The sequence below is a fragment of the Herbiconiux sp. genome, assembly GCF_023264895.1.
Lineage (GTDB): Bacteria > Actinomycetota > Actinomycetes > Actinomycetales > Microbacteriaceae > Herbiconiux.
This window is the reverse complement of the sequence record NZ_JAHFUY010000015.1, coordinates 1-25,346: the sequence shown is the minus strand read 5'-3', so window position 1 is coordinate 25,346 and position 25,346 is coordinate 1. Positions and strand designations below refer to the sequence as shown.

Genomic DNA, 25,346 nt, shown 5'->3' with positions numbered 1-25,346 from the left:
TAGGTTCCGCGCGGCGAAGGCACGCCGGATGCACCGCGAAGGATGGTCGTGACGCCACAGCACCGAGGTTCCACCCCCGCACCGGCCCGCGTGCCGGCCTGGACCGTCGTCGCCCTGGCCGCCGGCACCGTTGCCGCCCTCGCCGCGGCCGCCGGTGCCGTCGTGACGGCCCTCATGTCGAAGGCCATCGTCACGCCCTCCGAACCGGTTGACGACGTGAAGGTGCTCGGCTACGACGAGGAGGCCGGTGTCGTCTCGCTCGCCGTCACGGCCGACTCCATCCTCCCGGGGGTCTACAGCCTGCGCTTCTCGGGCGACACCGGGCACGCCCGCCTCGGCGAGGTGCGCGACGTGGCCGACGGCGTGGTGCGGCGCACCGTGCTGAAGGTCGACTACGGCGACCTGCACGCGGCGAGGGCCGGGCGTATCAGCGGCTGGTTCTTCATCCACCCCCGCGAGTTCGACGTGCCGGTCGACGAGGTGGAGGTGTTCACGCCGGTGGGGCCCGCCCCCGCGTGGTACGTGCCCGCCGCGCCCGAGGCGCACGGCGCATCCGGAACGCCCTCGACGCACTGGGTCATCCAGGTGCACGGCCGGGGGGTCCGCCGCGGAGAGACCATCCGCGCGGTCCCCGTGTTCCGCGACGCGGGCTACCACTCGCTGCACATCTCCTACCGCAACGACGGCGAGGCCCCGCGATCGCACGACGGCAAGTACGCCCTCGGCGACACCGAGTGGCAGGATCTCGACGCAGCCCTCACCTACGCCGTCGACCACGGCGCCACCGACGTGGTGCTCATGGGCTGGTCGATGGGCGGGGCCATCACCCTGCAGGCCATGGGGCGAGCGGTGCACCGCGACGTCGTGCGCGCGATCGTGCTCGAGTCGCCCGCGGTCGACTGGCACGACGTGCTGCGCTTCCACGGCCGGGCCCGGCACGTGCCGGAGCTCATCGGCGACGCCGCCTTCGCCACCATCACGCACCGCTGGGGCGGGATCGTGACCGGTCAGGACCAGCCGCTCGACCTCGACCGCCTCGACTTCGTCAAGCGCTCCGCGGAGGTCGACGTGCCGGTGCTCATCCTGCACAGCGACGACGACGGCTACGTTCCCTCCACGGGCTCCCGCCAGCTCGCCGAGGCCCGGCCCGACCTCGTGACGTTCGTGCCGTTCTCGGTGGCGAGGCACACGAAGCTCTGGAACTACGACCGCGCAGCCTGGAACGGCGCGATCGCGCGCTTCCTCGACGAGCTCGCGCTCTAGCTCTAGCTCCCGCCGCGTCTCCTGCTCGGGTCAGAGCTGACCGACGCGGGCGCGCACCTGCCGCTTCGTGCGGCCGAGCAGAGCCGTCATGCCCCGGATGCGCAGCGGCGACACCGCAGCGGTGAGACCGAGCGTGTTCGGGAAGTCGTCGGGGATGCCGAGCACCTCCTCGACCGTCAGCCCGTCGATGCCCTGCACGAGGATCGACGCGAAGCCGCGCGTGGTCGGCGCCTCCTTGGGCGCGGTGGCGAACAGCCGCACCACGCCGCCCTCGACCTCCACGAAGATGAAGACGGGCGACTGGCACTCCTCGACCCGTTCGAACAGGTCGGGATGCTCGCTGTAGCGCTCCGGGAGCTCGGGCAGCTCGTTCGAGAACTCGAGGAGCATCTCGAGCCGCTCGCGCTGCTCGAGCGCGAGGAAGTCGTCGCGGATCTCGGCGAGGGCCTGGGGCAGGTTCGACTCAGTCATCCCCTCCAGTATCCCGCTACTTGGAGGGGACGGTGCCAGGCTCGGAGCCCGTGACGATCGGCACGCGCACGGCACTGCCCCACTCGGTCCACGAGCCGTCGTAGTTCTTGACGTCGTCGAAGCCGAGGAGGTGGGTGAGCACGAACCAGGTGTGGCTCGACCGCTCGCCGATGCGGCAGTAGGCGATCACGGGCTCCCCGTCGGCGAGGCCGGCACCCTCACGGTAGACGGCGTCGAGCTCGGCCACCGGGCGGAAGGTGCCGTCCTCCGCGGCGGCCTTCGCCCACGGCACGTTGGCGGCGGTGGGGATGTGGCCGGCCCGCAGGGCGCCCTCCTCGGGGTAGGCGGGCGCGGTGGTGCGCTCCCCGCTGTACTCCTCGGGCGAGCGCACGTCCACCAGGGGGCGGCCGAGGTGCGCGAGCACGTCCTCCTTGAAGGCGCGGATCTCGTCGTCGCGGCGTTCGACGACCGGGTACTCCACGGGTGCGGGCGAGGGCCGGTCGGTCGTGATCGGGCGCCCGTCGGCGATCCACTTGTCGCGCCCGCCGTCGAGCAGCCGCACGTCCTCGTGACCGAAGAGGGTGAAGACCCAGAGCGCGTAGGCGGCCCACCAGTTGCTCTTGTCGCCGTAGATCACCACGGTCGAATCGCGGGAGATGCCCTTGGCACCCAGGAGCGCGGCGAAAGCCTCACCGTCGATGTAGTCGCGCTGCACGGGGTCGTTGAGGTCGGTGTGCCAGTCGATCTTGATGGAGCCGGGGATGTGGCCGGTCTCGTAGAGCAGCACGTCCTCATCCGACTCGACCACCACGAGGCCCGGCTCGCCGAGGTGCGCCTCGAGCCAGTCGCCGCCCACCAGGCGCTCCGGGTGGGCGTATCCGGCGAACTTCTCCGAGCGATCGATCTCGACTGTCATCACACAACCTCCAGTTAGGGTAGAAAGAACCCCCAGACGAATCTACGTCTTCAGAGCTGGCCGCTGCACCGGCGGGTCACACTTCTACACACAGGATGCCCCGGATGACTGATGAGCGGCAGGCCGTCGCCCCGCGCCTGACAGAGCGCACCCCTTCGATGTCGGGGGAGGAGCTCGCTCAGACGCTCGTGCCGCCGCGCCAGTTCGACACGGCCTCGTTCGACAGCTACCGGCCGGACCGCGACTACCCCTCGCAGGGCGAGGCGCTCGCGAAGATCCGGGCGTTCGCCGAGGGCTGGAAGCCGGCCAAGGCGGGCGGCTTCTTCGGGCGCGGCAAGAAGACGCCGGTCGCGAAGCCGGGCATCTACCTCGACGGCGGCTTCGGCGTGGGCAAGACCCACCTCCTCGCCGCGCTCTGGCACGCCGCTCCCGGCCAGAAGTACTTCGGCACCTTCATCGAGTACACCGCGCTCATCGGTGCCCTCGGCTACGCCAACGCCGTGCAGCTTTTCTCGGGCGCCAAGTTCATCGCCATCGACGAGTTCGAGCTCGACGACCCGGGCGACACGATGCTCATGACCCGGTTCCTCGGCGAGCTCGTGGCCAAGGGCACCCGCCTCGCCGCCACCTCCAACACCCCACCGAACGCGCTCGGGGAGGGCCGGTTCGCCGCGAGCGACTTCCTCCGCGAGATCCAGGCCATCGCCGACCGCTTCGACATCGTGCGGATCGACGGCCTCGACTTCCGCCGCCGCGACCTCGAGGGGCACGCGGTCGCCTTCGAGACCGACGCCGCTCTGGCCGACGCGGTCGACGCCCGGCTCGCCGCCGGCGAGAGCATCACGTTCGACGACTTCGGATCGCTCGTGCAGCACCTCGGGACCATCCACCCCTCGCGCTACGTCAAGCTCATCGAGGGCGTCGACGTGATCGCGCTCGGCGACGTGGCGCCCTTCCCCAACCAGACGGATGCGCTGCGCTTCGTGGCCTTCGTCGACCGCGTCTACGACGCCCAGATCCGGGTGCTGGCCTCGGGGACGCCGCTGGATGGCGTCTTCGCGGGCGACATGATGGAGGGCGGCTACCGCAAGAAGTACCTCCGCGCGGTGTCGCGACTCATCGCCTCCGCCTCGCTCTGACGGAAACATGGTTGTAACAGAGGACAGCATCGCGTTACACCGCTGAAACACAGCCCTGCATGTTCTGAAACCTCACCGCTGCATGCTGGAACCGGCCCGCAGGGCCGCTTGCACAACAGAGAGGTAGAAGACCCTATGGATACCGGCAACATCGCCTGGGCGCTGACAGCAACAGCGCTCGTGCTCTTCATGACTCCCGGAGTCGCCTTCTTCTACGGCGGTCTGGTCAAGGCCAAGAGCGTCGTCTCCATGATGATGATGAGCTTCGGCGCCCTGGGGCTCGTGAGCGTCCTCTGGATCCTCTACGGCTTCAGCATGAGCGCGGTCGAGTCGCCCTGGGCCTTCGCCGGCAACCCGTTCGCCGACTTCGGCCTGAGCGCCCTCGCGACCGACAACGAGGGCCTCGTCGGCGCCACCTACGGCGCGACCTTCGCCATCATCACGGTCGCCCTCATCTCGGGCGCCATCGCCGACCGCGCCAAGTTCGGCGCGTGGATGATCTTCGCCGGCATCTGGTCGACCCTCGTCTACTTCCCCGTCGCGGCCTGGGTCTGGGGCGGCGGCTGGATCTTCAGCTGGGGCGACCTCACGGGCCTCCCCGGCGTCATCGACTACGCCGGTGGCACCGCGGTGCACATCAACGCCGGTGCGGCGGCCCTCGCGCTCGCCCTCGTGCTCGGCAAGCGCATCGGCTTCCAGAAGGGCATTCAGAAGCCGCACAACGTGCCGCTGGTCATGCTCGGCGCCGCCATCCTCTGGTTCGGCTGGTTCGGCTTCAACGCCGGCGCCGAGTGGCTGAACGACCTGCAGAACACCGGCCTCATCGTCATCAACACCCTGGGTGCGACCGCTGCGGCGATCATCGGATGGCTCATCATCGAGAAGATCAAGGACGGCAAGGCCACCTCCGTGGGCGCCGCCTCCGGTGCCGTCGCCGGCCTCGTGGCGATCACCCCCGCCTGCGCCAATCTCGCCCCCGGCTGGGCCCTCGTGCTCGGTGTCGTCGCCGGTGCCGTCTGCGCCCTGGCCATCGAGCTCAAGTTCAAGATGGGCTTCGACGACTCGCTCGACGTCGTGGGCATCCACCTCGTCGGCGGCCTCATCGGCACGCTCTACCTCGGCCTCTTCGCCATCGACACCGGCCTGTTCACCGGTGGCGACCTCGGCCAGCTCGCCTCGCAGGCCGTCGCCGCGATCGCCGTGCTGCTCTACTCCTTCATCGGAGCGCTCGTCATCGGCTTCGTCATCCAGAAGACCATCGGCTTCCGGATCAAGAACGAGGACGAGGTCGCGGGCGTCGACACCACGGTGCACGGCGAAGAGGGCTACGCCCTCGTCAACGACTGAGTCGGCTCACTCACGATCACCTGATCGGCGGGGCGTCATCCTTCACGGGTGGCGCCCCGCTTCGTCGTTCCCGGTGAGCGCATCCCGGGCGAGCATCGTCGCGCCCACGACGGCGGCGGGCATCACGAAGACGGCACCGAGGGGGAGCAGGAACAGCAGGTAGACGGCCGCACCGAACCCGATCGTGCGCGCCCGGCGCACCCCGAGCATCCGGCGCCGGTCGCGGAGGGCGTGGCCGCGGGAGTCGAACGCGAAGCCCGTGAGCTCGAGGGCGAGCACCCAGCCGCCGAAGAACGCGCCGAGCACGGCCGCCGCGACGGTGCCGACGACGGGGAGCAGCCCGACCACGAAGAGCCCGAGGCCGACGGCGATGCTGAGCGCCACGAGCCGCACGGCGTTCACGAGGCCCCTCCAGAGCAGACGCCAGAAGCCCGCCTGAGGGTCGGCGGGGGCGTCGCCCAGGCGCTCCTCGGTGTCGCGCCAGATGCGCTCGTAGAAGGCGTCGCCGACGGCGAGGGTGATGGCCGTGAAGGTGAACACCACGAGCAGCACGCCGGCCGCCACGAGCGCGAGGGCGGCGGAGACGCGCACGGTCGAGCGCCACGGCTCGTCCCACTCGTCGGCGAAGGGCGTGGCCCAGTCGGCGATGGCGGGGGAGTTGACGGCGAGCACCACGAGCCCCACGGTGTAGACGGCCGCCACGATCAGGGCGGGAACAGCCCCCAGCAGCATGAGCCGTGGCGCACGCGCCCAGGTGCCGAGCCCCCGCCCGAGCAGCCCCGCCCCGCCGACCAGCTCGCGCACGGGCGAGGCGCTCATGACGCGTGCTCCCCGAGGGCGGCGCCGATGACGCGGATCCACTCCGCGTGGAAGCGTCTCGTGACGTCGGCCTTCCGGAAGATCGCGTCGAAGCCATGGAAGGCCCCCGGCACCACGAGCACCTCGCACGGCACGCCGGCGGCCTGCAGCCGGTCGGCATAGGCGAGGTCCTCGTCGTGGAAGAGGTCGAGCGAGCCCACGCCGATCCAGGCCGGGGGGAGGCCGGACAGGTCCTCACGCCGCGCCGGCACGGCGTACGGCGGCACGTCGGCCGCGCCGGCGGGCCCGTCGAGGTGGGACTCCCACCCGAAGCGGTTGCTCTTCGCCGTCCACGCCCGCACGTGCCGCAGGTCGATGTCGCGGCGGAGCACCGTGCGGTCGTCGAGCATGGGGTAGACGAGGAGCTGGAACACCGGCTCCGGCCCGCCCTCGTCGTGCAGTCTCTGGCAGAGCGCCGCGCCGAGCCCAGCCCCGGCGCTCGCGCCGCCGAGCACCACGCGCTCCGGGTCGAACCCGAACTCGTCCGCACGCCCGAGCACCGCGCGGAATCCCTCGGCGAGATCGTCGAGGGCCGCCGGTGCCGGATGCTCCGGTGCCAGCCGGTACGCGGCGGCGATCACCGTGATCCCGAGCTCCCGCGCGATCCCGAGGTTCGTGGCGTCGTCCTGCTGGGGCGAGCCGCCGACGAGTCCGCCGCCGTGGATCCAGAACAGGGCTCCGTCGACGCCGGAGGGCCGGACCGGACGGAAGACCCGGTACGTCAGCTCGCCACCGGCCACCCGCAGCGGCAGCTCCGCCACCGTGACCTCGGCCGTGGAGCGCATGGGTGTCGGAGCACCGCGGAAGACCGGGAGCAGTCGCTTCGAGACCGACACCGGCGGGATCCACCTGGCGGCTCTCAGTCCGGGGTCGAAGGGCTCGGGTCGGTGCGTCGGTGCCATGGGCACCACGGTAGCCCGGTTCAGTACCAGCCGAGCTCGACCATGCGCGACTGCATGAGCCCTGAGATCGTGCTCGCCGCGACGGGGTCGAGGTGATAGGGATCGACCGCGCCGTCGACGCGCCGCGAGAGCCCGTCCGGCTTGTTGCCGTCGCGCTGCTCCGCCAGGTCGGCGGCCGTGGGGGTGATCCCGGTGGCCGTCCAGATGTCGTCGGAGGTCACGATCGCCTCGAGGTCGAAGAAGCGCGGGCCGAAGCGGTCGCGCAGGGCGTCGTTGTACTGCTGGATGCGGGCGCGGGCGGGGGAGTCCGCCGCCGTCCCGGAGTTCTGGAAGTGCCCGACGACGAGCACGTACTTGCCGGTGGCCGAGAGGTACCGGTAGGCGTCCTCGGTCCAGGAGACCAGTTCGTCCACGTCGGAGCTGCCCACCCCGTCGGTCGCCGCGAGGTTGTTCTTGCCGATGTTGAGCACGGCGATCCCGTCGCGGCCCTCGGTGCCGAGGTCGGGCACGAACTCCGTGCCGGCGGGGATGCGCACCGCCAGCCCGTCAGTGTCGCGCTCGAAGGTCCAGGCGGTCGCGGGCCCCTCGGTCTTCGAGATCGTCCCCGACGCCGATCCGTAGCCCTCGAAGTGCCCGCTCAGGCGGAACGCGCCCTGGATTCCGACCGGGACGTTCGGCGAGGTCAGGGTCGTCTGCCCCGAGGCGGGGATGTCGACGGCGTCGGTCACGAACGGGCGGGAGCCGAGCTCGGCGAGCATGTGCTCGGCGAGCAGCCCGCCCCCGGTGGCATCGATCAGGGCGGCGTCGTGCCGGCCGGCGAACTCCCCGAAGTCGGCGGCCATCTCCCGCATGGTCGACGAGCCCACGATCGTGAGCTTCGAACGGTCGACGGGCTGCACCACGGTGCGGAGACCGGTGGAGAGATCGGTGAACGAGGTGACACCGTCCGTCTCCTCCACCACGACCTGCTCGGGATCCAGCGCCGGGGCGAGGGTCCCCGGCCCGGCAGCCTCGCCCGACTCGGCCGCGGCCTCCTGCAGCCGTGTCGTCGCGAGCTCCGCCTCGAGTCCCGCCACCTCCGCCTGCAGCTGCTGCACGGAGATCAGCCCGGCCACCGTTCCCGCGACGATCCCGGCCACCAGCAGCGCGCTCCCGGCCACCACGGGCCAGCGCCGTCGTCTCCGCCGCAGGAGCAGCAGGTCCAGATCGTTCATGAGCCTCGAGTCGTCATCTCGCGCGGGCAGGACGGACAGGAAGAACCCCGGAGGCGAAGCACTCCGGGGTTCTGATGTGGGCGATACCGGACTCGAACCGATGACCTCTTCCGTGTGAAGGAAGCGCGCTACCAACTGCGCCAATCGCCCGGGGGCAGTTACCGATAGTAGCGGATGCGGAGGGGTGCTCGTGAACACCGGGAGACGCGACACGCTGTCCCGGTGACGATTTGGCAATCCCCGAGAGAGTCGGCTAATGTCTAACCCGTTGCAGAAATGCAGCGGAAGTGCGGATGTGGCGCAGTGGTAGCGCATCACCTTGCCAAGGTGAGGGTCGCGAGTTCGAATCTCGTCATCCGCTCGAGTGAAGTTACTCGTCTGTGGGAAACCCACATACGGTGGCGTGGCCGAGAGGCGAGGCAGCGGCCTGCAAAGCCGTCCACACGGGTTCAAATCCCGTCGCCACCTCCACTCGGTCTCTCAGAAGCAACACCTTTGGGCGATTGGCGCAGCGGTAGCGCGCTTCCCTGACACGGAAGAGGTCACTGGTTCGATCCCAGTATCGCCCACAAAGAGATAGGCCCCCCAGAGAAAAGGCCCCCGAGAAAACTTGGGGGCCTTTTTCCATTCCCCACCCCACGAGGAAAGGTGTCGATTCATGGTCGCTTCTGCCGAAGAGGGTTCCGGGCCCGCGGTCGTGCTGCTGTCGGAGCAGGGCGAGGGCATCGCCACTCTCGCGGGGCTCGCGCACTCGATCGCCGAGGAGGACTTCCGCGTGGTGCGGATCGCCGCCGAGTCGGTGCACGACGTGGTGGGCGTGCTCGACGAGCTCGAGGTGGCGGATGCCTGGATCGGCGGCCACGGCTACGGCGGCACCATCGCGCGCCTCGTGGCGCTCGAGCACCACGACCGCGTGAACGGCGTGATCCTGCTCGGTGTCGAGTCGGCCGAGACCCTGCCGGCTCTGGCCGAGGGCATCCCGGTGCTCGTCGTGCAGGCCGCGGCCGACGACGTGACGCCGCCGGCGAACGGCGAGTCCCTCAAGGAGTCCGCGCCCGGGCTCGTGAGCGTCGTCACGATCGAGGGTGCCGGGCACGACTTCCCCTCCTCGCACGCCGGTGAGACCGCCTGGGCCATCGAGGACTACCTCGACTGGGACTGACCCCGGCCCCCGGTAGGCTTGGGTGGTTCTCTTCGACGCAGGCAGGAGCCCTCACCCGTGGCAACAGGATTCGATCTCTTCACCGACCGGGCCGTCGTGGCCATGCGGGTCAACGGCGAACTGAAGGACCTCGCCGCGACGGTGACCGACGACGACACCGTCGAGGCCGTCGAGATCGGCAGCCCCGACGGGCTCGCCATCCTCCGCCACTCCGCCGCCCACGTGGCCGCGCAGGCGGTGCAGTCGATCAACCCCGAGGCCAGGCTCGGGATCGGCCCGCCCGTGACCGACGGCTTCTACTACGACTTCGACGTGGCCGAGCCGTTCACGCCGGAGGACCTCAAGGCCATCGAGAAGGCCATGGAGCGCATCGTGCGCGCCGGCCAGCGGTTCGTGCGCCGAGTCGTGACCGAGGACGAGGCGCGTGCTGAGCTCGCCGACGAGCCCTACAAGCTCGAGCTCATCGGCCTCAAGGGCGGATCCGCCGACGCTGACGGCGAAGGCGCCCTCGGCGGCGACAACGAGTCGGTCGAGGTCGGCGGCGCCGAGCTCACCATCTACGACAACGTCGATCCGAAGACCGGTGAGACCGTCTGGAAGGACCTCTGCCGCGGCCCGCACCTGCCCTCCACCCGCCAGATCGGCAACGGCTTCGCGCTCACCCGCCTCGCCGCCGCCTACTGGCGCGGGTCGGAGAAGAACAAGCAGCTGCAGCGCGTCTACGGCACCGCCTGGCCCACGAAAGACGAGCTTCGCGCGTACCAGTCGCGCCTGGAGGAGGCCGCCAAGCGCGACCACCGCAAGCTCGGCAATGAGCTCGACCTCTTCTCGTTCCCCGACGAGATCGGATCGGGCCTCGCGGTCTTCCACCCGAAGGGCGGCATCATCCGCTCCGAGATCGAGGACTACCTGCGCCGCCAGCTGATCGCGCACGAGTACGAGCTCGTGAACACCCCGCACATCACGAAGAAGAACCTCTTCGAGACCAGCCAGCACCTCACCTGGTACAAGGACGGCATGTTCCCGCCCATGCACCTCGACGAGGAGACCGACGCCGAGGGCAACATCACGAGGCAGGGGCAGGACTACTACCTGAAGCCCATGAACTGCCCGATGCACAACCTGATCTTCCGGGCCCGCGGGCGCAGCTACCGCGAGCTGCCGCTCCGCCTCGCGGAGTTCGGCACCGTCTACCGCTACGAGAAGAGCGGTACCCTCTCCGGCCTCACCCGCGTGCGCGGTCTCACGCAGGACGACGCGCACATCTACGTGACCCCCGACCAGGTGAAGGACGAGCTCGCGAGGCAGCTCGACTTCGTGCTCGAGACCCTTCGCGGCTACGGCCTCGACGACTTCTACCTCGAGCTCTCGACGAAGGATCCCGAGAAGTACGTGGGTGCCGACGAACTGTGGGAGGAAGCGACCGAGACCCTCCGCCAGGTGGCGGTCGACTCCGGTCTCGAGCTCGTCCCCGACCCCGGGGGAGCGGCCTTCTACGGCCCGAAGATCTCGGTGCAGGCGCGCGACGCGATCGGCCGCACCTGGCAGCTCTCGACCGTGCAGCTCGACTTCAACCAGCCCGAGCTGTTCGAGCTCGAGTACACGGCCCCGGACGGCACGAAGCAGCAGCCCGTCATGATCCACCGCGCCCTGCTCGGCTCGATCGAGCGCTTCTTCGCCATCCTGCTCGAGCACTACGCGGGCGCGTTCCCGGTGTGGCTCGCACCCACGCAGGTCGTCGCCATCCCGATCGCCGACGACCACGCCGACTACCTCGCCGAGATCGTGCGGCGCCTGAAGAAGCGCGGCATCCGCGCCGAGCTCGACGACACCTCCGACCGCATGCAGAAGAAGATCCGCACGCACACGAAGAACAAGGTGCCGGTGCTCCTCATCGCGGGCTCCGACGACACGGCTGCGGGGTCGGTGAGCTTCCGCTTCCGCGACGGCTCGCAGGAGAACGGCGTGGCGGTCGACGAGGCCGTCGAACGGATCGTGGCGAGCGTGGCGTCGCACCAGCAGGTGACCACAGCGGGTCAGCTCTGATGGACCGCCCGGTCGAGGACTCGGGCGACTTCGCGGCGATCCCCGACGAGTTCCAGCGGCTGTGGACCCCGCACCGGATGGTCTACATCCAGGGCGGCGAGCAGCCCCACATCGACGAGTGCCCGTTCTGCCGGGCGCCCTCGCTGACGGACGAGGAGGGGCTCATCGTGGCCCGCGGCGAGCACGCCTACGTGCTCCTCAACCTCTTCCCGTACAACTCCGGCCACCTGCTCGTGTGCCCGTACCGTCATGTGGCGACCTACGACCTCGCGACGGCCGAGGAGGTCGCCGAGATCGCGAGCCTCACGCAGACGGCGATGCGCGTGCTCACCGAGATCTCCCGGTGCGACGGCTTCAACATCGGCATGAACCAGGGGCGCGTGGCCGGTGCCGGCGTGGCGGGTCACCTCCACCAGCACATCGTGCCGCGGTGGATGAGCGACTCCAACTTCTTCCCGATCATCGCCCGCACGAAGGCGCTGCCGCAGCTGCTCGGTGACGTGCGGGCCGGCATCCAGGCCGCCTGGCCGAGGGAGCACGCCTCCGAGCAGTAGGATTCAGCTGGTTTTCGAAAGGACCTGATGAGCGAGAGCACCACACACCAGTTCGGATCCGATCGCGTGAAGCGCGGCCTGGCGGAGATGCTCAAGGGCGGCGTCATCATGGACGTCGTGACCGCTGAGCAGGCCCGCATCGCGGAGGATGCCGGCGCCGTCGCCGTCATGGCCCTCGAGAGGGTCCCCGCCGACATCCGCTCGCAGGGCGGCGTCGCCCGGATGAGCGATCCCGACCTGATCGAGGCGATCATCTCCGAGGTCTCCATCCCCGTCATGGCGAAGGCCCGCATCGGTCACTTCGTCGAGGCGCAGGTGCTGCAGACGCTCGGCGTCGACTACATCGACGAGTCCGAGGTGCTGTCGCCGGCGGACTACGTCAACCACATCGACAAGTGGGACTACACGGTCCCCTTCGTCTGCGGAGCCACGAACCTGGGTGAAGCACTCCGGCGCATCAACGAGGGTGCCGCGATGGTGCGCTCCAAGGGCGAGGCCGGCACGGGCGACGTCTCCGAGGCCACGAAGCACATCCGCACGATCACGTCCGAGATCGCGGTGCTGTCGTCGATGTCGAAGGACGAGCTCTACGTCGCGGCCAAGGAGCTGCAGGCACCCTACGACCTCGTCGTCGAGGTCGCCGAGACCGGCGAGCTGCCCGTCGTGCTCTTCACCGCGGGCGGCGTGGCCACCCCGGCCGACGCGGCCATGATGATGCAGCTCGGCGCCGACGGCGTGTTCGTGGGCTCGGGCATCTTCAAGTCGGGCAATCCCGAGAAGCGCGCCGCCGCCGTGGTGAAGGCCACGACCTTCTTCGACGACCCGAGCGTGATCGCCGAGGTCTCGCGCGGTCTCGGCGAGGCCATGGTGGGCATCAACGTCTCCGACGTGCCCGCTCCGCACCGCCTCGCCGAGCGTGGCTGGTAGCGCCGAGAGGGATCCCCGCCCCGTCGGTGTGCTCGCCCTCCAGGGCGACTTCCGCGAGCACGTCGCGGTGCTGACGCACCTCGGCGCCGACGTCATCGCCGTGCGCCGGCCCGAGGAGGCCCTGGCGGTCTCCGGCCTCGTGATCCCCGGGGGCGAGTCGAGCGTGATCGACAAGCTCTCGCGGAGCTTCGGCGTGGCGGATGCCGTCAAGGAGCGGATCGCCGACGGCATGCCGGTCTACGGCACGTGCGCGGGCCTGATCATGATCGCGGATCGCCTGGTCGACGCCATCCGGGGTCAGCAGAGCTTCGGCGGTCTCGACGTGGCCGTGCGCCGGAACGCCTTCGGCGGGCAGACCGAGTCGTTCGAGGCCGACCTCGACGTGCCGGTGCTCGGCGACCCTCCGATGCACGCGGTCTTCATCCGGGCGCCGGTGGTGACCGAGCTGGGGGAGCGGGCGACGGCGCTCGCCCGGCTCGAGGACGGGACGGTCGTGGCGGTCGAGCAGGGCAACCTGCTCGGCACCTCGTTCCACCCGGAGATGACGGCCGACTATCGCTTCCACCAGTACTTCCTCGACAAGGTCGCGGCGCGGGCCAGCGGCTCCTGAGCGCGCCGTCGCGTAGACTCGTCCCTGATTCCTGAAGGAGATTTTCGTGTCCGGACACTCTAAATGGGCGACCACCAAGCACAAGAAGGCGATCATCGACTCGCGCCGTGCCAAGTCGTTCGCCAAGCTGATCAAGAACATCGAGGTCGCCGCCAAGATCGGCGGTGCCGACATGGCCGGCAACCCCACGCTCGTGGACGCGGTGCAGAAGGCCAAGAAGACCTCGGTGCCCAACGACAACATCGATCGCGCGATCAAGCGCGGCGCCGGGCTCACCGGTGAGTCGATCGAGTACACGACGATCATCTACGAGGCCTACGGCCCGAACGGCATCGCCCTCCTCGTGGAGTGCCTCACCGACAACAAGAACCGCGCGGCCGCCGATGTGCGCACCGCGATGACGCGCAACGGCGGCACCATGGCCGACCCGGGGAGCGTGGCCTACAACTTCAGCCGCAAGGGCGTCATCACCGTCGGTCACGCCGACGGCCTGACGGAGGACGACATCCTGCTCGCCGTGCTCGACGCGGGCGCCGAAGAGGTCACGGATCGCGCCGAGTCGTTCGAGGTGCTCACCGACCCCTCGCACATGGTCGCCGCGCGCACCGCGCTGCAGGAGGCCGGGATCGACTACGACTCCGCCGACGTGGAGTTCGTGGCGAGCCTGCAGGTCGAGGCCGACGCCGAGACGGCGCGCAAGGTGTTCCGCCTGATCGACGCGCTCGAGGATTCGGACGACGTGCAGAACGTCTACACGAACCTCGACATCTCGGCCGAGGTGCAGGCCGAACTCGAGAACGACTGAGCGGGGCAGGCCCCATGCGGGTGCTGGGCATCGACCCCGGCCTGACCCGCTGCGGCGTGGGGATCGTCGACGTCACCGCCACGCGGACCGCGACGCTCGTGCACGTCTCCGTCATCCAGACGCCGCCGGACATGCCGCTCGCCGAGCGGCTGCTGATCGTCTCGGCGGGCATCGAGGCGCTCATCGACGAGCACGCGCCGCACAGTGTGGCCGTGGAGCGCGTGTTCGCGCAGCACAACGTGCGCACCGTCATGGGCACCGCCCAGGTGAGCGGGATCGCCCTGCTCGCCGCGGCGCGCCGTTCGCTGCCGGTGGGCCTGCACACACCCTCCGAGGTGAAGGCGGCCATCACGGGCTACGGCCAGGCCGACAAGAAGCAGGTGGGCACGATGGTGGCCAAGGTGCTGCGGCTCGAGAGCGTGCCGAAGCCCGCCGACGCGGCGGATGCGCTGGCTCTGGCGATCTGTCACGCCTGGCGCGTGCCGCTCGGGGGCGGCACGACGACCACGGGCGCACCGGGCGGCGGAACGGCATCCGGACTCACCGCCGCGCAGCAGGCGTGGCGCGCCGCCGAGCAAGGCACGGCCCGGCGCTCGGCGGCCAATAGGCTGGCCCGATGATCAGTGCGCTCCGCGGAACCGTCCTCTCCGTGGCAGGCGGAACCGCCGTGATCGACGTCGGGGGAGTCGGCTTCGCCGTCGCGGTCACGGCCCGGCACGCGCTGACCCTCCGCACCGGCACCGAGACGACCCTCCTCACCTCGCTCATCGTGAGGGAGGACAGCCTCTCGCTCTTCGGCTTCCCCGACCAGGAGTCGCTCGACATCTTCACGCTGCTCACCGGGGTCACGGGAGTCGGCCCGAAGTCTGCACTCGGCGTGCTCTCGGAGCTCGCCCCCTCCGACGTCGCCACCGCGGTGGCCCGCGAGGACGACTCGGCGTTCCGCAAGGTCTCCGGGATCGGGCCGAAGACGGCCAAGCTCATCGTGCTGCAGCTCACCGGCAAGATCGCCGCGCGCGCCGTGGAGTTCACGGAGGCGCCGAGCGGGCCACCGCCGCACGTGCGCGCCAACGTCGAGCGCGCCCTCGTGGGCCTCGGCTGGCCCGAGCGCAGCGCGTCGTCGGCGCTCGAGCAGGCGCTCGAGACCGCCTCGCCGCTGGAGGCCGCCGACGTGCAGTCCCTGCTCCGCCTCGCGCTCGCCATCCTCGGCCCTTCGCCGAAGAGCGGTGACGCCCGATGACGCCCGCCTCCGACGACAGTCCCGTGCGGCCCGAGGTCGAGTCGGACTCCGAGGTCGCCTTCGAGGGCGCTCTCCGCCCGAAGTCGCTCGAGGAGTTCGTGGGGCAGCGGAAGGTCCGCGGTCAGCTGCAGCTCCTGCTCGATGCCGCGGCCATGCAGAACCGCACTCCGGACCACATCCTGCTGGCCGGCCCTCCCGGTCTCGGCAAGACGACCCTGGCCATGATCGTGGCGCACGAGAGCGGCCGGCCTCTGCGACTCACCAGTGGTCCCGCCATTCAGCACGCGGGCGATCTCGCCGCCGTGCTGTCATCGCTCGTTCCCGGTGAGGTGCTCTTCATCGACGAGATCCACCGCATGGCGCGCTCGGCCGAGGAGATGCTCTACCTCGCCATGGAGGACTTCCGCATCGACATCATGGTGGGCAAGGGGGCCGGCGCCACGAGCATCCCGCTCGACCTCTCACCGTTCACCCTCGTGGGCGCCACCACCCGCGCCGGCCTGCTGCCGAACCCCCTGCGCGACCGATTCGGCTTCACCGCCCACCTGGAGTTCTACGAGACCGACGAGCTCGTGCGCGTGCTGCACCGCGCCGCCGACATGCTCGGGGTGCGGATCGACGAGGAGTCGCTCGGCGAGATCGCCTCGCGTTCCCGCGGCACGCCCCGCATCGCCAACCGGCTGCTCCGCCGGGTGCGCGACTACGCCCTCGTGGCCGGCACGGGCGCCACCCTCGAGGCCGTGCAGGCCGCGCTGCTGCTCTACGACGTCGACGAGCTCGGCCTCGACCGGCTCGACCGCGCCGTCATGTCCATCATCCTGGAGCGCTTCGACGGCGGCCCCGTGGGCCTGAACACCCTCGCGGTCTCGGTCGGCGAGGAGGCCGAGACGATCGAAGCGGTGGTCGAGCCCTTCCTCGTGCGGATCGGGCTGCTCTCGCGCACCCCGCGGGGTCGCATCGCCACCAAGGCGGGCTGGGCGCACTTCGGTTTCGCCAGGAACGCAGACGTGCTCTTCGGCGATGACCTATAATTCAAGCTGGTCTACAGGCGTCCCCCCTAGGATGAAGCCCGACCGCAACCCCCCACCCCTCTGGAAGGCCCCTGCTTCATGGAATTCGATGCGCTGACAATTATCATGCTGGCGGTCCTGGCCGTCCTGGTGATCTTCATGTTCCGCAACAGCCGCAAGCGCCAGGCGCAGGCTCGCGAGCTGCAGAGCAAGGTCGCTGTCGGCGCAGAGGTCATGACCAACTTCGGCCTCTACGGAACCATCCTCGAGATGGACGACGAGGAGAACCAGGTGCTCCTGGAGACCACTCCGGGCACCGTCCTCAAGGTGCACCGCCAGACCGTCACGCGCGTCGTGACCGAGTCGCCGATCGCCCCGTCGCAGGAGGTCATCGACCACTCCGCCGACGGCGAGCCCGAGTTCGGCGAGCGTCTCGACGAGGTCGACACCGACACCACCGCTGCCCCCTCGTCCGCCGAGAAGCCGGCGATCGACTTCACCAAGCCCGCCGACAAGTCCGACAAGAAGGGCGACGAGTAACACTCTCGTCCCCCTCCATCCACGCTCTCGCGACGAGGCACGAGCGGTATAGAAAGCTGAGTAACAGAGGTGGCACAATCTACTGCCGTCAAGAAGGCGTGGAAGACTCTTGTCTGGCTCGCCGTGGTGTTCGCGGTCCTCATCGGCACCATCGCCGGTGGTGTGATCTGGAGCGACGCGACCTGGACGCCTAAGCTCGCCCTCGACCTCGAGGGCGGCACCCAGATCATCCTGACCCCGCAGCTCGAGTCGGGAGACGAGGTCTCGGGCGAGCAGCTCGAACAGGCCGTGTCGATCATCCGCCAGCGTGTCGATGCGAGCGGTGTCTCCGAGGCCGAGGTCACCACACAGGGCGGCCGCAACGTCGTCGTGTCGATCCCGGGCCAGCCCGACCAGGAGACCCTCGACCGCATCGAGTCGTCGGCCAAGCTAGACTTCCGCCCGGTGCTGCTGGCGGGTGTGGCCTCCTCAGCCACCACGTCGACCCCCGGCGCGACTCCCGACCCCGCGCTCGAGACCACTCCCACGGTGAGCCCCACCAACGCGAGCGACCTCGCCTGGGTCACCCCGGCGCTGCAGGCGCAGTACGACAACTTCGACTGCGCCTCCACGGAGGCGGACGACGCGGGCCAGGCGCCCACCGACCAGCCGCTCGTGACCTGCGACGACAACGGCGTGAAGTACCTCCTCGGCCCGGTCGAGATCGAGGGCGCCGACATCGCGGATGCGACGAGCGGCGTGGGCACGACCTCCAACGGCGCCTCGACGGGCAGCTGGGTCGTCGACCTCACGTTCAACGACGAGGGAACCGCCAAGTTCGCCGACGTCACCACCCGCCTCTTCGGGCTCACCGGTGTGCAGAACCAGTTCGCGATCGTGCTCGACGGCAAGGTCATCACGGCGCCCACCACGGGCGGCGCGTTCACCGACGGCCGCGCGCAGATCTCCGGCTCCTTCACCCAGGAGTCGGCCAAGGCCCTCGCCGACCAGCTCAAGTTCGGTGCGCTGCCGATCGGGTTCAACACCGAGTCGTCCGAGCGCATCTCGGCCACCCTGGGCTCGACCCAGCTGCTGTCCGGCCTCATCGCCGGAGCGATCGGCCTGGTGCTGGTCATCATCTACTCGCTCTTCCAGTACCGGGCGCTCGGCACGGTCACGATCGCCTCCCTCGTGGTGGCCTTCGCGATGACCTACCTCCTCGTCACCCTGATGTCCTGGCGCATCGACTTCCGGCTCTCGCTCGCCGGTGTCGCCGGACTCATCGTGGCGATCGGCATCACGGCCGACTCCTTCATCGTGTACTTTGAGCGAATACGAGACGAGCTGCGAGACGGGAAGGCCCTGACCTCGTCGGTGCAGTCGGGCTGGAAGCGTGCGCTCCGCACGATCACGGCCTCCGACGCGGTGAACTTCCTCGCCGCCGCCGTGCTCTACATCCTCGCGATCGGCAACGTGCGCGGCTTCGCATTCACGCTCGGTCTCACCACGATCGTCGACATCATCGTCGTGATCCTGTTCACGCATCCGCTCGTCACCCTGCTCGCGGAGCGCCCCTTCTTCCGCGACGGCCACAAGCTCAGCGGTCTCGACCCGCGCGCCCTCGGCGCCGTGTACCGCGGCCGGGCCCAGTTCCGGGCTCCGAGCCCCACGGCGAAGTCAGACAAGAAGGGCTCGTCGAGCCGGGAGGCCGCGAAGCGGCAGACCATCGCCGAGCGCAAGGCCGCCGAGCTCTCCGGAGCGACCGCCGGCACCTCCTCCACCAAGCCCACCGATGAGGGGAAGAACTCCTGATGGCCAGCTTCTCCGACTTCGGAAACGACCTCTACACCGGCAAGCGCTCGATCGACTTCATCGGCCGGCGGAAGCTCTGGTACCTCATCTCGGGCATCCTCATCCTGATCGCCATCGTGGGCCCGTTCGTGCGCGGCGGCTTCGAGTTCGGGATCGAGTTCCGAGGCGGCTCCGAGTTCACGGTGTCGCAGGTCGAGACCCTCGACCAGAACCTCGCGAGCGACGCGGTCGAAAAGGTCGAGGCCGGCGGCACGGTGCGTGTGAGCACCCTGGGCCAGGACGCCGTGCGCGTGCAGACCGACGAGCTCGACGACGAGCAGGCCGCCGCCGTTCAGGAGGCTCTCGCCACCGCGTACGACGTGCCCACGAGCGATGTCACCGTCTCCTTCATCGGCGCCACCTGGGGAGCCGACATCACCGGGCAGGCGATCCGCGGACTCGTGATCTTCCTCGTGCTCGTGGCCATCTTCATGGCCATCTACTTCCGCACCTGGAAGATGGCGGCCGCCGCACTCATCTCGCTCGTGCACGACCTCATCATCACCGCCGGCGTGTTCGGCATCACGGGCCTCGAGATCACCCCGGCCGCCGTCATCGGCTTCCTCACGATCCTCGGCTACTCGCTCTACGACACCGTCGTGGTGTTCGACAAGATCCGCGAGAACACCGAGGCGCTCGGCGAGCGGGGCACGCAGACGTTCGGCGAGATGGTGAACCTCGCGGTCAACCAGACCCTCGTGCGCTCGATCAACACGTCGGTCGTGGCCGCGCTTCCGGTGGCCTCGATCCTCATCATCGGATCGTTCGTGCTGGGGGCGTCGACCCTCCGCGACATCTCGCTCGCCCTGCTCATCGGCATCATCGTGGGCACCTACTCCACGATCTTCGTGGCGGCGCCGCTCTACGTGCAGTTCCGCCAGGGCGAAGCCAAGATCAAGAAGCACGACGCCGCGGTGCTGACTGATCGCGAGCGCGCGTCGAAGGCGACGGTCACCGCCTAGTCATCCGTAGGGGATAATCGAGGTGGAGGCCTGAGATGACGGAAACCACCACCACGTCGACCGCTACCCTGCGGCGCCTGGTTCCACGCCTGTTCTCGCGCGCCCAGCCCGCCGGCGCGGTCGACACCCTCATCCGCACGGTGAGGGCCAACCACCCCAAGGCCGACCTCACGGTGCTCGAGCGGGCCTACGCGGCCGCCGAGCGCGCGCACGACGGGCAGAAGCGCCGGAGCGGCGAGCCGTACATCACGCATCCGGTGGCCGTCGCCCAGATCCTCGCCGAGCTCGGCCTCGGCTCGAAGGCCGTCGCCGCCGCTCTGCTGCACGACACGGTCGAAGACACCGAGTACTCCCTCGACATGGTGCGCCACGATTTCGGCGACGAGGTGGCGATGCTCGTCGACGGCGTCACCAAGCTCGACAAGGTCAAGTACGGCGACAGTGCGCAGGCCGAGACGGTGCGCAAGATGATCGTGGCGATGTCGCGCGACATCCGGGTGCTCATCATCAAGCTCTGCGACCGGCTGCACAACGCGCGCACGTGGGGCTTCGTGCCCACCGACTCGGCGCAGCGGAAGGCCAAGGAGACCCTCGAGATCTATGCGCCGCTCGCGCACCGGCTGGGCATACAGTCGATCAAGTGGGAGCTCGAGGACCTGTCGTTCGCGGTGCTCTACCCCAAGCTCTACGTCGAGATCGAGAACCTCGTGCGCCAGCGCACCCCGCAGCGCGAGGAGTACGTGCAGGCGGTCATCGACGCAGTCAACGACGACCTCAAGTCGGGCAAGATCCGCGGCAAGGTGGCCGGCCGGCCCAAGCAGTACTACTCGATCTACCAGAAGATGATCGTGCGCGGCCGCGAGTTCGACGAGATCTACGACCTCGTCGGAATCCGCGTGCTCGTCAACACGGTGCGGGACTGCTACGCGGTGCTGGGCTCCATCCACGCACGCTGGAATCCCATCCCCGGCCGGTTCAAGGACTACATCGCCACGCCGAAGTTCAACCTCTACCAGTCGCTGCACACCACGGTGATCGGCCCGGGCGGACGACCCGTCGAGATCCAGATCCGCACCAACGAGATGCACCAGCGCGCCGAGTTCGGTGTGGCCGCGCACTGGAAGTACAAGGAGCGGATGAACGGTGGCAAGGCCGCCCCGGCCCCCGCCGCCTCCTCCGACACCGACATGGCGTGGCTCGCGCGCATCTCGGACTGGCAGGCCGAGACGGTCGACCCGGGGGAGTTCCTCGACTCGCTCCGCTTCGAGATCGGTGCCAAGGAGGTCTACGTCTTCACGCCGAAGGGCAAAGTCGTGGGCCTGCCGGCCGGTGCCACGCCGGTCGACTTCGCCTACGCCGTGCACACCGAGGTGGGGCACCGCACCATGGGCGCGAAGGTGAACGGCCGGCTCGTGCCGCTCGACTCCACCCTCGGCTCGGGCGACGTGGTGGAGGTCTTCACCTCGAAGAACCCCGACTCCGGCCCCTCGCAGGACTGGCTCAGCTTCGTGCAGAGCCCGCGCGCCCGCAACAAGATCCGCCAGTGGTTCACCAAGGAGCGGCGCGACGAGGCCATCGAGCAGGGCCGGGATGCCATCGCCAGGGCGATGCGCAAGCAGAATCTGCCCCTGCAGAAGCTGATGAACCAGGACTCGATCGCCGATGTGGCCTCGCAGCTGCACTACGACAACGTCTCGGGGCTCTACGCCGCCATCGGAGAAGGGCACATCTCGACCCAGTCGGTGATCGAGAAGGTGCTCGCCTCGCTGCAGACCGAGGTCGAGAGCGACGACTCCGATCTCGACGTCTTCGTGGGCAACCGCCCGCGGGTCACCCACAGCGACTCGGGCGTGCTCGTGCGCGGTGCCCCCGACATCCTCGTGAAGCTCGCCAAGTGCTGCACGCCCGTGCCGGGCGACGACATCGTGGGCTTCGTGACGCGGGGATCCGGTGTCTCGGTGCACCAGGCGGACTGCCACAACGTCTCCTCCCTGCTCAACGAGCCCGAGCGCATGATCGACGTCGAGTGGGCGCCCTCCTCCAAGAGCGTCTTCCTCGTGCAGATCCAGGTCGAGGCCCTCGACCGCTCCGGCCTCCTGAGCGACGTCACGCGCGTGCTGTCGGAGCACCACGTCAACATCCTGAGCGCATCGGTGAACACGTCGAGCGACCGCCTCGCGATCAGCCGGTTCGTCTTCGAGATGGGCGACACCACGCACCTCGACCGCGTGCTCAACGCGGTGCGGCGCATCGACGCCGTCTACGACGTCTACCGCGTCACCGGCGGCTGAGCACACCGGCCATCCGCAGCCGCTCGAACGCCCGGCGCTTGTGCGGCAGATGCGGAGACGCGCCGAGCAGGCGCGCGGCCTGGTGCGGCGTCGTCGACGCGGCGAGCAGGAGCGTCGTGACCGCCACGGCCAGCCGCCCGTCGAACTCCTCCTCCCACCGCACGAGGTCGAGCGCCGTGCGGAGCGGAGCGGTGGCGACGAGCCCGCCGATCGAGACGCACTCGCCGGCCGAGACCACGACCTGGCGCACCACGTGCTCGGCCGACGGCTGGAACCGGATGCGCCGCGTCGATCGCACGCAGAGCTGGAGCGGGATCTCGAAGAGCGGATGCGCGCCCAGCAGCCACGCCGCCGATCTGCGCTCGAGGATCAGCCCCTCCGGCACGAGCCGCCTGACGGCCTCGGCCCGGAGCCCTGGCGTCTCGACCACGTCGAGCGGGAGATACGCGTCGCCGAGGCTCCTCACCTCACCGTCGAGAGCGACGGCCACGAGCTCGGGGCGGGGGAGTGACCGCTGATCGAGCAGCAGGGGCAGTGCGGGGGCCATGCACGAATGATGCCGGTCGGGAGAACCCGACCGGCATCGATCCTGTCATCTGTGGAGAACTGCTCTGCCCGGCACGGGCTGTGGAGCAGCCGCCGGTCTAGCCGAGCGCGTCGAGCCAGACCTTGCGGGCGTCGAGCGCCTCCTGGAGCTCCTTGACCTTGCGGGTGTCGCCCGCGGTCTTCGCGTCGTCGATCTCGCGCTGCAGCTTGTCGATCGCACCGGTGAGCTGCGAGGCGAGGCCCTCCGAGCGGGCCTTCTTCTCGGGGTTGTTGCGCTGCCAGTGATCCTCGTCGAGCTTGCGCACGGCCGCCTCGACCTTGCGGAGGCGATCCTCGACCGGCTTCACCTGGTCGCGAGGGACCTTGCCGATCTCGTCCCAGCGCCGCTGGATCGAGGTCAGGGCCTCGCGCGCCTTCAGACGGTCGGTCTCCTTGAGCAGCGGCTCGGCCTCCTCGAGCAGCGCGAGCTTCGCGGTGAGGTTCTCACCGAACTCGCCCTCCTCGCGCGCCACGACCTCGCCGCGAGCGGAGTAGAGCACGTCTCCGGCGGCCTTGAACCTGTCCCAGAGCGCGTCGTCGTACTTCTTGCCGGCGCGGCCGGTGGCCTTCCACTCGGTGAGCAGGTCGCGGTAGGCGGGGATGCCGTCGTTTCCGCGCTCGGAGAGCGCCTCGGCGCGCTCGACTAGAGCCTGCTTGCGGGTGCGCGCATCGCGGTGCACCTGGTCGAGCTCGGAGAAGAACGCCTTGCGCTGCGTCTCGAGCGAGGTGCGGGCCTCGCGGAAGCGCTTCCAGAGCTCCTGGGCCTCTCCACGCGGGATGCGCGGCCCATCCTGCTGGTGCTTCTGCCAGCGGCCGAACAGCTCGTCGATCTTCGACGTGACCGTCTTCCACTGCGCCTTGGCGGGGTCGTGGGCCGCGAGGGCCTCGATCTCCTCGACGATCGCGGTGCGGTCGATGACGGCCTGGGCCACCTCGGCCTGCGCTTCGGCCGACTGCTTCTCGGTGATCTCCGAGACGGTGGACGAGAGGGCCTCGAGCCGGGTCTTGAGGGCGGCGAGGTCGCCGACGGCGTTCGCCGACTCGACCGAGGCGCTGATCGACTTGACGGCCTTGGCGATGTCGGCGGCCGGAGCACCGCGCTTGGCGCGCTGCTCGAGCAGGGTCACCTGACCGGCGAGGTCGGTGAACTTGCGCTCGAAGTAGGCCAGGGCCTCTTCTTTGGTGCCATCGGGATACTGCCCGACGAGGCGCTCGCCTTCGGCTTCACGGACGTAGACGGAGCCGTCGTCGTCGACTCGCCCCCACGGGTGCTGTTCGCTATCGGTCACGGAACCATTCCTGTCGACGATGTCTGGAGTACGGCCACCAGCCTATTGCACGGCGCCGCGGGCTTTGAAGAGGGGGTCGGGCTACTCGACCGTGACGCTCTCGATCACCGAGGGGGCTGCGGGCTTGCCGTCGGCCGCACCATCCGCGGTGCCCTTGTCGATCACGCCGGTCTTCAGCGCATCCAGGCCGCTCGTGACCGTGCCGAGCACGGTGTAGCCGCCCGCGACGTCCGACGTGATCGTGGAGTCGTCGTAGACGATGAAGAACTGGCTGCCCATGCTGTAGCCGTTGCCGCCCTGACGAGCCATCGCCAGGGTCCCGGAGGGGTAGACGTCGTCGGCGGGGGCGTTCTCGACGGGGCCGTAGTTGTAGCCGGGGCCGCCTGTGCCCGTGCCGGTGGGGTCGCCGCACTGCAGCACGAAGATGCCGCTCGTGGTGAGGCGGTGGCAGCTCGTGTCGGTGAGGAAGCCGGTCTTCGCCTGGTCGACGAAGGCCGAGACGGCCTGCGGGGCGGCGGCGCCGTCGAGCGAGATGCCGAGCGGCACGCCGTCGATGGTGAGGGTGCCGGTCCAGGTGCGGTCCTCGGCGATGGTCGTCGCGGGCACGTCTCCGGTGTTCTCGCCCTCCGGGGCCGCCTCGTCATCCGGCGACTCGGTGGCACCGGGCGTGGGGGTCGCCGACGCCACGGGTGCACCGGGGCCGCCGCTGAAGTAGAAGATTTGCGCGGCCGTGACACCGGCGATCAGCAGCACCACCACGACGGCGGCGACGATGTTGTCCCGCGTGCGTCGGCTGATGCGCTCCGAGTGCGCCTGCTGGCGCGCCTGGTAGTCGCGGAGCCGCGTCCGTGCCTCACGAGCAGCTCGCTCCTGATTGCTGGGTGCCACGGGTCCTCCTGTGTGTCCTGGTGTACCGCCGTCACGACGGGGCGTGTCGGCCCATCACAGTACCCTAGACGTATGGCTCATCAGCAACCGGGACTCCACTCCGGGGCAGTCCCGCTCGCTGTCAGGATGCGACCCCGCAGCCTCGACGAAGTGGCCGGTCAGAAGCACCTTCTGCGGCCCGGGTCGCCCCTGGTCAATCTCGCCTCCGACACGGGCGGCACGAGCGGATCGGTCTCCGTCATCCTCTGGGGGCCGCCCGGCACGGGCAAGACCACGCTCGCGCAGGCCATCGCGCACTCCTCGGGCCGCAAGTTCGTGGAGCTCTCGGCCGTCACGGCCGGGGTGAAGGACGTGCGGCAGGTGATGGAGGAGGCCTTCCGCAACCGCGACCTCTACGGCCTCTCGACCGTCCTCTTCCTCGACGAGATCCACCGCTTCACCAAGGCCCAGCAGGATGCGCTGCTCCCGGGCGTGGAGAACGGCTGGGTCATCCTCGT

At 69.5% G+C, this 25,346-nt stretch carries 25 protein-coding genes and 4 tRNA genes; 20 read left to right on the top strand and 9 right to left on the bottom strand.

Translation table 11 applies throughout. The features are described from left to right. The first annotated feature begins 48 nt into the window (after nt 1-48). Nucleotides 49-1,263 (top strand): alpha/beta fold hydrolase, encoded by a 1,215-nt coding sequence (locus Q0D57_RS01055; protein WP_291036823.1) that lies wholly within the window; start codon nt 49-51, stop codon nt 1,261-1,263. A gap of 30 nt (nt 1,264-1,293) precedes the next feature. Here the strand turns inward: Q0D57_RS01055 and Q0D57_RS01050 are convergent, their stop codons facing one another. After that, nucleotides 1,294-1,734 (bottom strand): SufE family protein, encoded by a 441-nt coding sequence (locus Q0D57_RS01050; protein WP_291036821.1) that lies wholly within the window; start codon nt 1,732-1,734, stop codon nt 1,294-1,296. Between the two features lie 16 nt (nt 1,735-1,750). Further along, on the bottom strand, nt 1,751-2,650 hold the full coding sequence (locus tag Q0D57_RS01045) for a sulfurtransferase (RefSeq protein WP_291036819.1): 900 nt from the start codon (nt 2,648-2,650) through the stop codon (nt 1,751-1,753). A gap of 104 nt (nt 2,651-2,754) precedes the next feature. Here Q0D57_RS01045 and zapE point away from each other — a divergent pair, with 104 nt between their 5' ends. Then, complete coding sequence (zapE, locus tag Q0D57_RS01040; protein ID WP_291036817.1) at nt 2,755-3,789, top strand: cell division protein ZapE; 1,035 nt, start codon at nt 2,755-2,757, stop codon at nt 3,787-3,789. A 135-nt stretch (nt 3,790-3,924) separates the two neighbouring features. Beyond that, nucleotides 3,925-5,136, top strand: coding sequence for an ammonium transporter (locus Q0D57_RS01035; protein ID WP_291036815.1), 1,212 nt, complete (start codon nt 3,925-3,927; stop codon nt 5,134-5,136). Between the two features lie 42 nt (nt 5,137-5,178). On the opposite strand, the gene Q0D57_RS01030 is transcribed toward Q0D57_RS01035, so the two are convergent. The 4 genes from Q0D57_RS01030 to Q0D57_RS01015 all read right to left on the bottom strand — a co-directional run bounded on the left by Q0D57_RS01030 (nt 5,179) and on the right by Q0D57_RS01015 (nt 8,260). After that, nucleotides 5,179-5,955 (bottom strand): EI24 domain-containing protein, encoded by a 777-nt coding sequence (locus Q0D57_RS01030; RefSeq protein WP_291036813.1) that lies wholly within the window; start codon nt 5,953-5,955, stop codon nt 5,179-5,181. Further along, a complete protein-coding gene (locus tag Q0D57_RS01025) occupies nt 5,952-6,896 on the bottom strand; it encodes an alpha/beta hydrolase (protein WP_291036811.1) in 945 nt (314 codons plus the stop codon). The genes Q0D57_RS01030 and Q0D57_RS01025 overlap by 4 nt, the downstream gene beginning before the upstream one ends. A 20-nt stretch (nt 6,897-6,916) precedes the next feature. After that, nucleotides 6,917-8,110: a hypothetical protein gene (locus Q0D57_RS01020; RefSeq protein ID WP_291036809.1), complete on the bottom strand. Its 1,194-nt coding sequence runs from the start codon at nt 8,108-8,110 to the stop codon at nt 6,917-6,919. A 77-nt stretch (nt 8,111-8,187) separates the two neighbouring features. Further along, nucleotides 8,188-8,260, bottom strand: a tRNA-Val gene (locus tag Q0D57_RS01015). 139 nt (nt 8,261-8,399) lie between these two features. Here Q0D57_RS01015 and Q0D57_RS01010 point away from each other — a divergent pair. The 16 genes from Q0D57_RS01010 (at nt 8,400) to Q0D57_RS00935 (ending at nt 22,087) form a co-directional block, all read left to right on the top strand. After that, a tRNA-Gly gene (locus Q0D57_RS01010) sits at nt 8,400-8,471 on the top strand. 36 nt (nt 8,472-8,507) lie between these two features. Then, a tRNA-Cys gene (locus Q0D57_RS01005) sits at nt 8,508-8,581 on the top strand. A gap of 26 nt (nt 8,582-8,607) precedes the next feature. Next, a tRNA-Val gene (locus Q0D57_RS01000) sits at nt 8,608-8,679 on the top strand. An 89-nt stretch (nt 8,680-8,768) separates the two neighbouring features. After that, entirely contained in the window at nt 8,769-9,272 is a 504-nt protein-coding gene (locus tag Q0D57_RS00995; RefSeq protein WP_291036807.1) for an alpha/beta hydrolase, read from the top strand. A 102-nt stretch (nt 9,273-9,374) separates the two neighbouring features. Then, nucleotides 9,375-11,318 carry a threonine--tRNA ligase gene (gene thrS, locus Q0D57_RS00990; protein WP_291036985.1) on the top strand — a complete coding sequence of 648 codons (1,944 nt, stop codon included), beginning with the start codon at nt 9,375-9,377 and terminating at the stop codon, nt 11,316-11,318. Further along, nucleotides 11,318-11,872 (top strand): HIT domain-containing protein, encoded by a 555-nt coding sequence (locus Q0D57_RS00985; RefSeq protein ID WP_291036805.1) that lies wholly within the window; start codon nt 11,318-11,320, stop codon nt 11,870-11,872. The genes thrS and Q0D57_RS00985 overlap by 1 nt, the downstream gene beginning before the upstream one ends. 27 nt (nt 11,873-11,899) lie before the next feature. Further along, on the top strand, nt 11,900-12,799 hold the full coding sequence (gene pdxS / locus Q0D57_RS00980; protein WP_291036803.1) for a pyridoxal 5'-phosphate synthase lyase subunit PdxS: 900 nt from the start codon (nt 11,900-11,902) through the stop codon (nt 12,797-12,799). Next, a complete protein-coding gene (pdxT, locus tag Q0D57_RS00975) occupies nt 12,789-13,409 on the top strand; it encodes a pyridoxal 5'-phosphate synthase glutaminase subunit PdxT (protein ID WP_291036800.1) in 621 nt (206 codons plus the stop codon). Before pdxS ends, pdxT begins: the two co-directional genes overlap by 11 nt. A gap of 46 nt (nt 13,410-13,455) precedes the next feature. After that, nucleotides 13,456-14,214 (top strand): YebC/PmpR family DNA-binding transcriptional regulator, encoded by a 759-nt coding sequence (locus tag Q0D57_RS00970; protein ID WP_259526700.1) that lies wholly within the window; start codon nt 13,456-13,458, stop codon nt 14,212-14,214. Nucleotides 14,215-14,228: 14 nt separating this feature from the next. Continuing rightward, nucleotides 14,229-14,834 (top strand): crossover junction endodeoxyribonuclease RuvC, encoded by a 606-nt coding sequence (gene ruvC / locus Q0D57_RS00965; RefSeq protein WP_291036788.1) that lies wholly within the window; start codon nt 14,229-14,231, stop codon nt 14,832-14,834. Continuing rightward, complete coding sequence (ruvA, locus tag Q0D57_RS00960) at nt 14,831-15,454, top strand: Holliday junction branch migration protein RuvA (RefSeq protein WP_291036786.1); 624 nt, start codon at nt 14,831-14,833, stop codon at nt 15,452-15,454. Before ruvC ends, ruvA begins: the two co-directional genes overlap by 4 nt. Next, nucleotides 15,451-16,485 carry a Holliday junction branch migration DNA helicase RuvB gene (gene ruvB / locus Q0D57_RS00955; RefSeq protein WP_291036784.1) on the top strand — a complete coding sequence of 345 codons (1,035 nt, stop codon included), beginning with the start codon at nt 15,451-15,453 and terminating at the stop codon, nt 16,483-16,485. Before ruvA ends, ruvB begins: the two co-directional genes overlap by 4 nt. Before the next feature lie 78 nt (nt 16,486-16,563). Beyond that, complete coding sequence (gene yajC / locus Q0D57_RS00950; RefSeq protein WP_291036781.1) at nt 16,564-17,004, top strand: preprotein translocase subunit YajC; 441 nt, start codon at nt 16,564-16,566, stop codon at nt 17,002-17,004. Between the two features lie 69 nt (nt 17,005-17,073). Continuing rightward, entirely contained in the window at nt 17,074-18,795 is a 1,722-nt protein-coding gene (gene secD / locus Q0D57_RS00945) for a protein translocase subunit SecD (RefSeq protein WP_291036779.1), read from the top strand. Further along, nucleotides 18,795-19,796, top strand: coding sequence for a protein translocase subunit SecF (gene secF / locus Q0D57_RS00940; protein ID WP_291036777.1), 1,002 nt, complete (start codon nt 18,795-18,797; stop codon nt 19,794-19,796). Before secD ends, secF begins: the two co-directional genes overlap by 1 nt. Nucleotides 19,797-19,831: 35 nt before the next feature. Continuing rightward, a complete protein-coding gene (locus tag Q0D57_RS00935) occupies nt 19,832-22,087 on the top strand; it encodes a bifunctional (p)ppGpp synthetase/guanosine-3',5'-bis(diphosphate) 3'-pyrophosphohydrolase (RefSeq protein ID WP_291036774.1) in 2,256 nt (751 codons plus the stop codon). On the opposite strand, the gene Q0D57_RS00930 is transcribed toward Q0D57_RS00935, so the two are convergent. The 3 genes from Q0D57_RS00930 to Q0D57_RS00920 all read right to left on the bottom strand — a co-directional run bounded on the left by Q0D57_RS00930 (nt 22,074) and on the right by Q0D57_RS00920 (nt 24,849). After that, complete coding sequence (locus Q0D57_RS00930; RefSeq protein ID WP_291036770.1) at nt 22,074-22,634, bottom strand: hypothetical protein; 561 nt, start codon at nt 22,632-22,634, stop codon at nt 22,074-22,076. The two genes, Q0D57_RS00935 and Q0D57_RS00930, sit on opposite strands and share 14 nt — an antisense overlap. A gap of 97 nt (nt 22,635-22,731) precedes the next feature. After that, nucleotides 22,732-23,961, bottom strand: a complete 1,230-nt coding sequence (locus Q0D57_RS00925; protein WP_291036768.1) for a DUF349 domain-containing protein — start codon at nt 23,959-23,961, stop codon at nt 22,732-22,734. Between the two features lie 81 nt (nt 23,962-24,042). Continuing rightward, nucleotides 24,043-24,849 carry a peptidylprolyl isomerase gene (locus Q0D57_RS00920; protein WP_291036766.1) on the bottom strand — a complete coding sequence of 269 codons (807 nt, stop codon included), beginning with the start codon at nt 24,847-24,849 and terminating at the stop codon, nt 24,043-24,045. A gap of 72 nt (nt 24,850-24,921) precedes the next feature. Between Q0D57_RS00920 and Q0D57_RS00915 the strand changes: the two genes are divergently transcribed. After that, nucleotides 24,922-25,346 (top strand): AAA family ATPase (locus Q0D57_RS00915; RefSeq protein WP_291036764.1); only part of this gene is annotated, 425 nt, incomplete at its 3' end.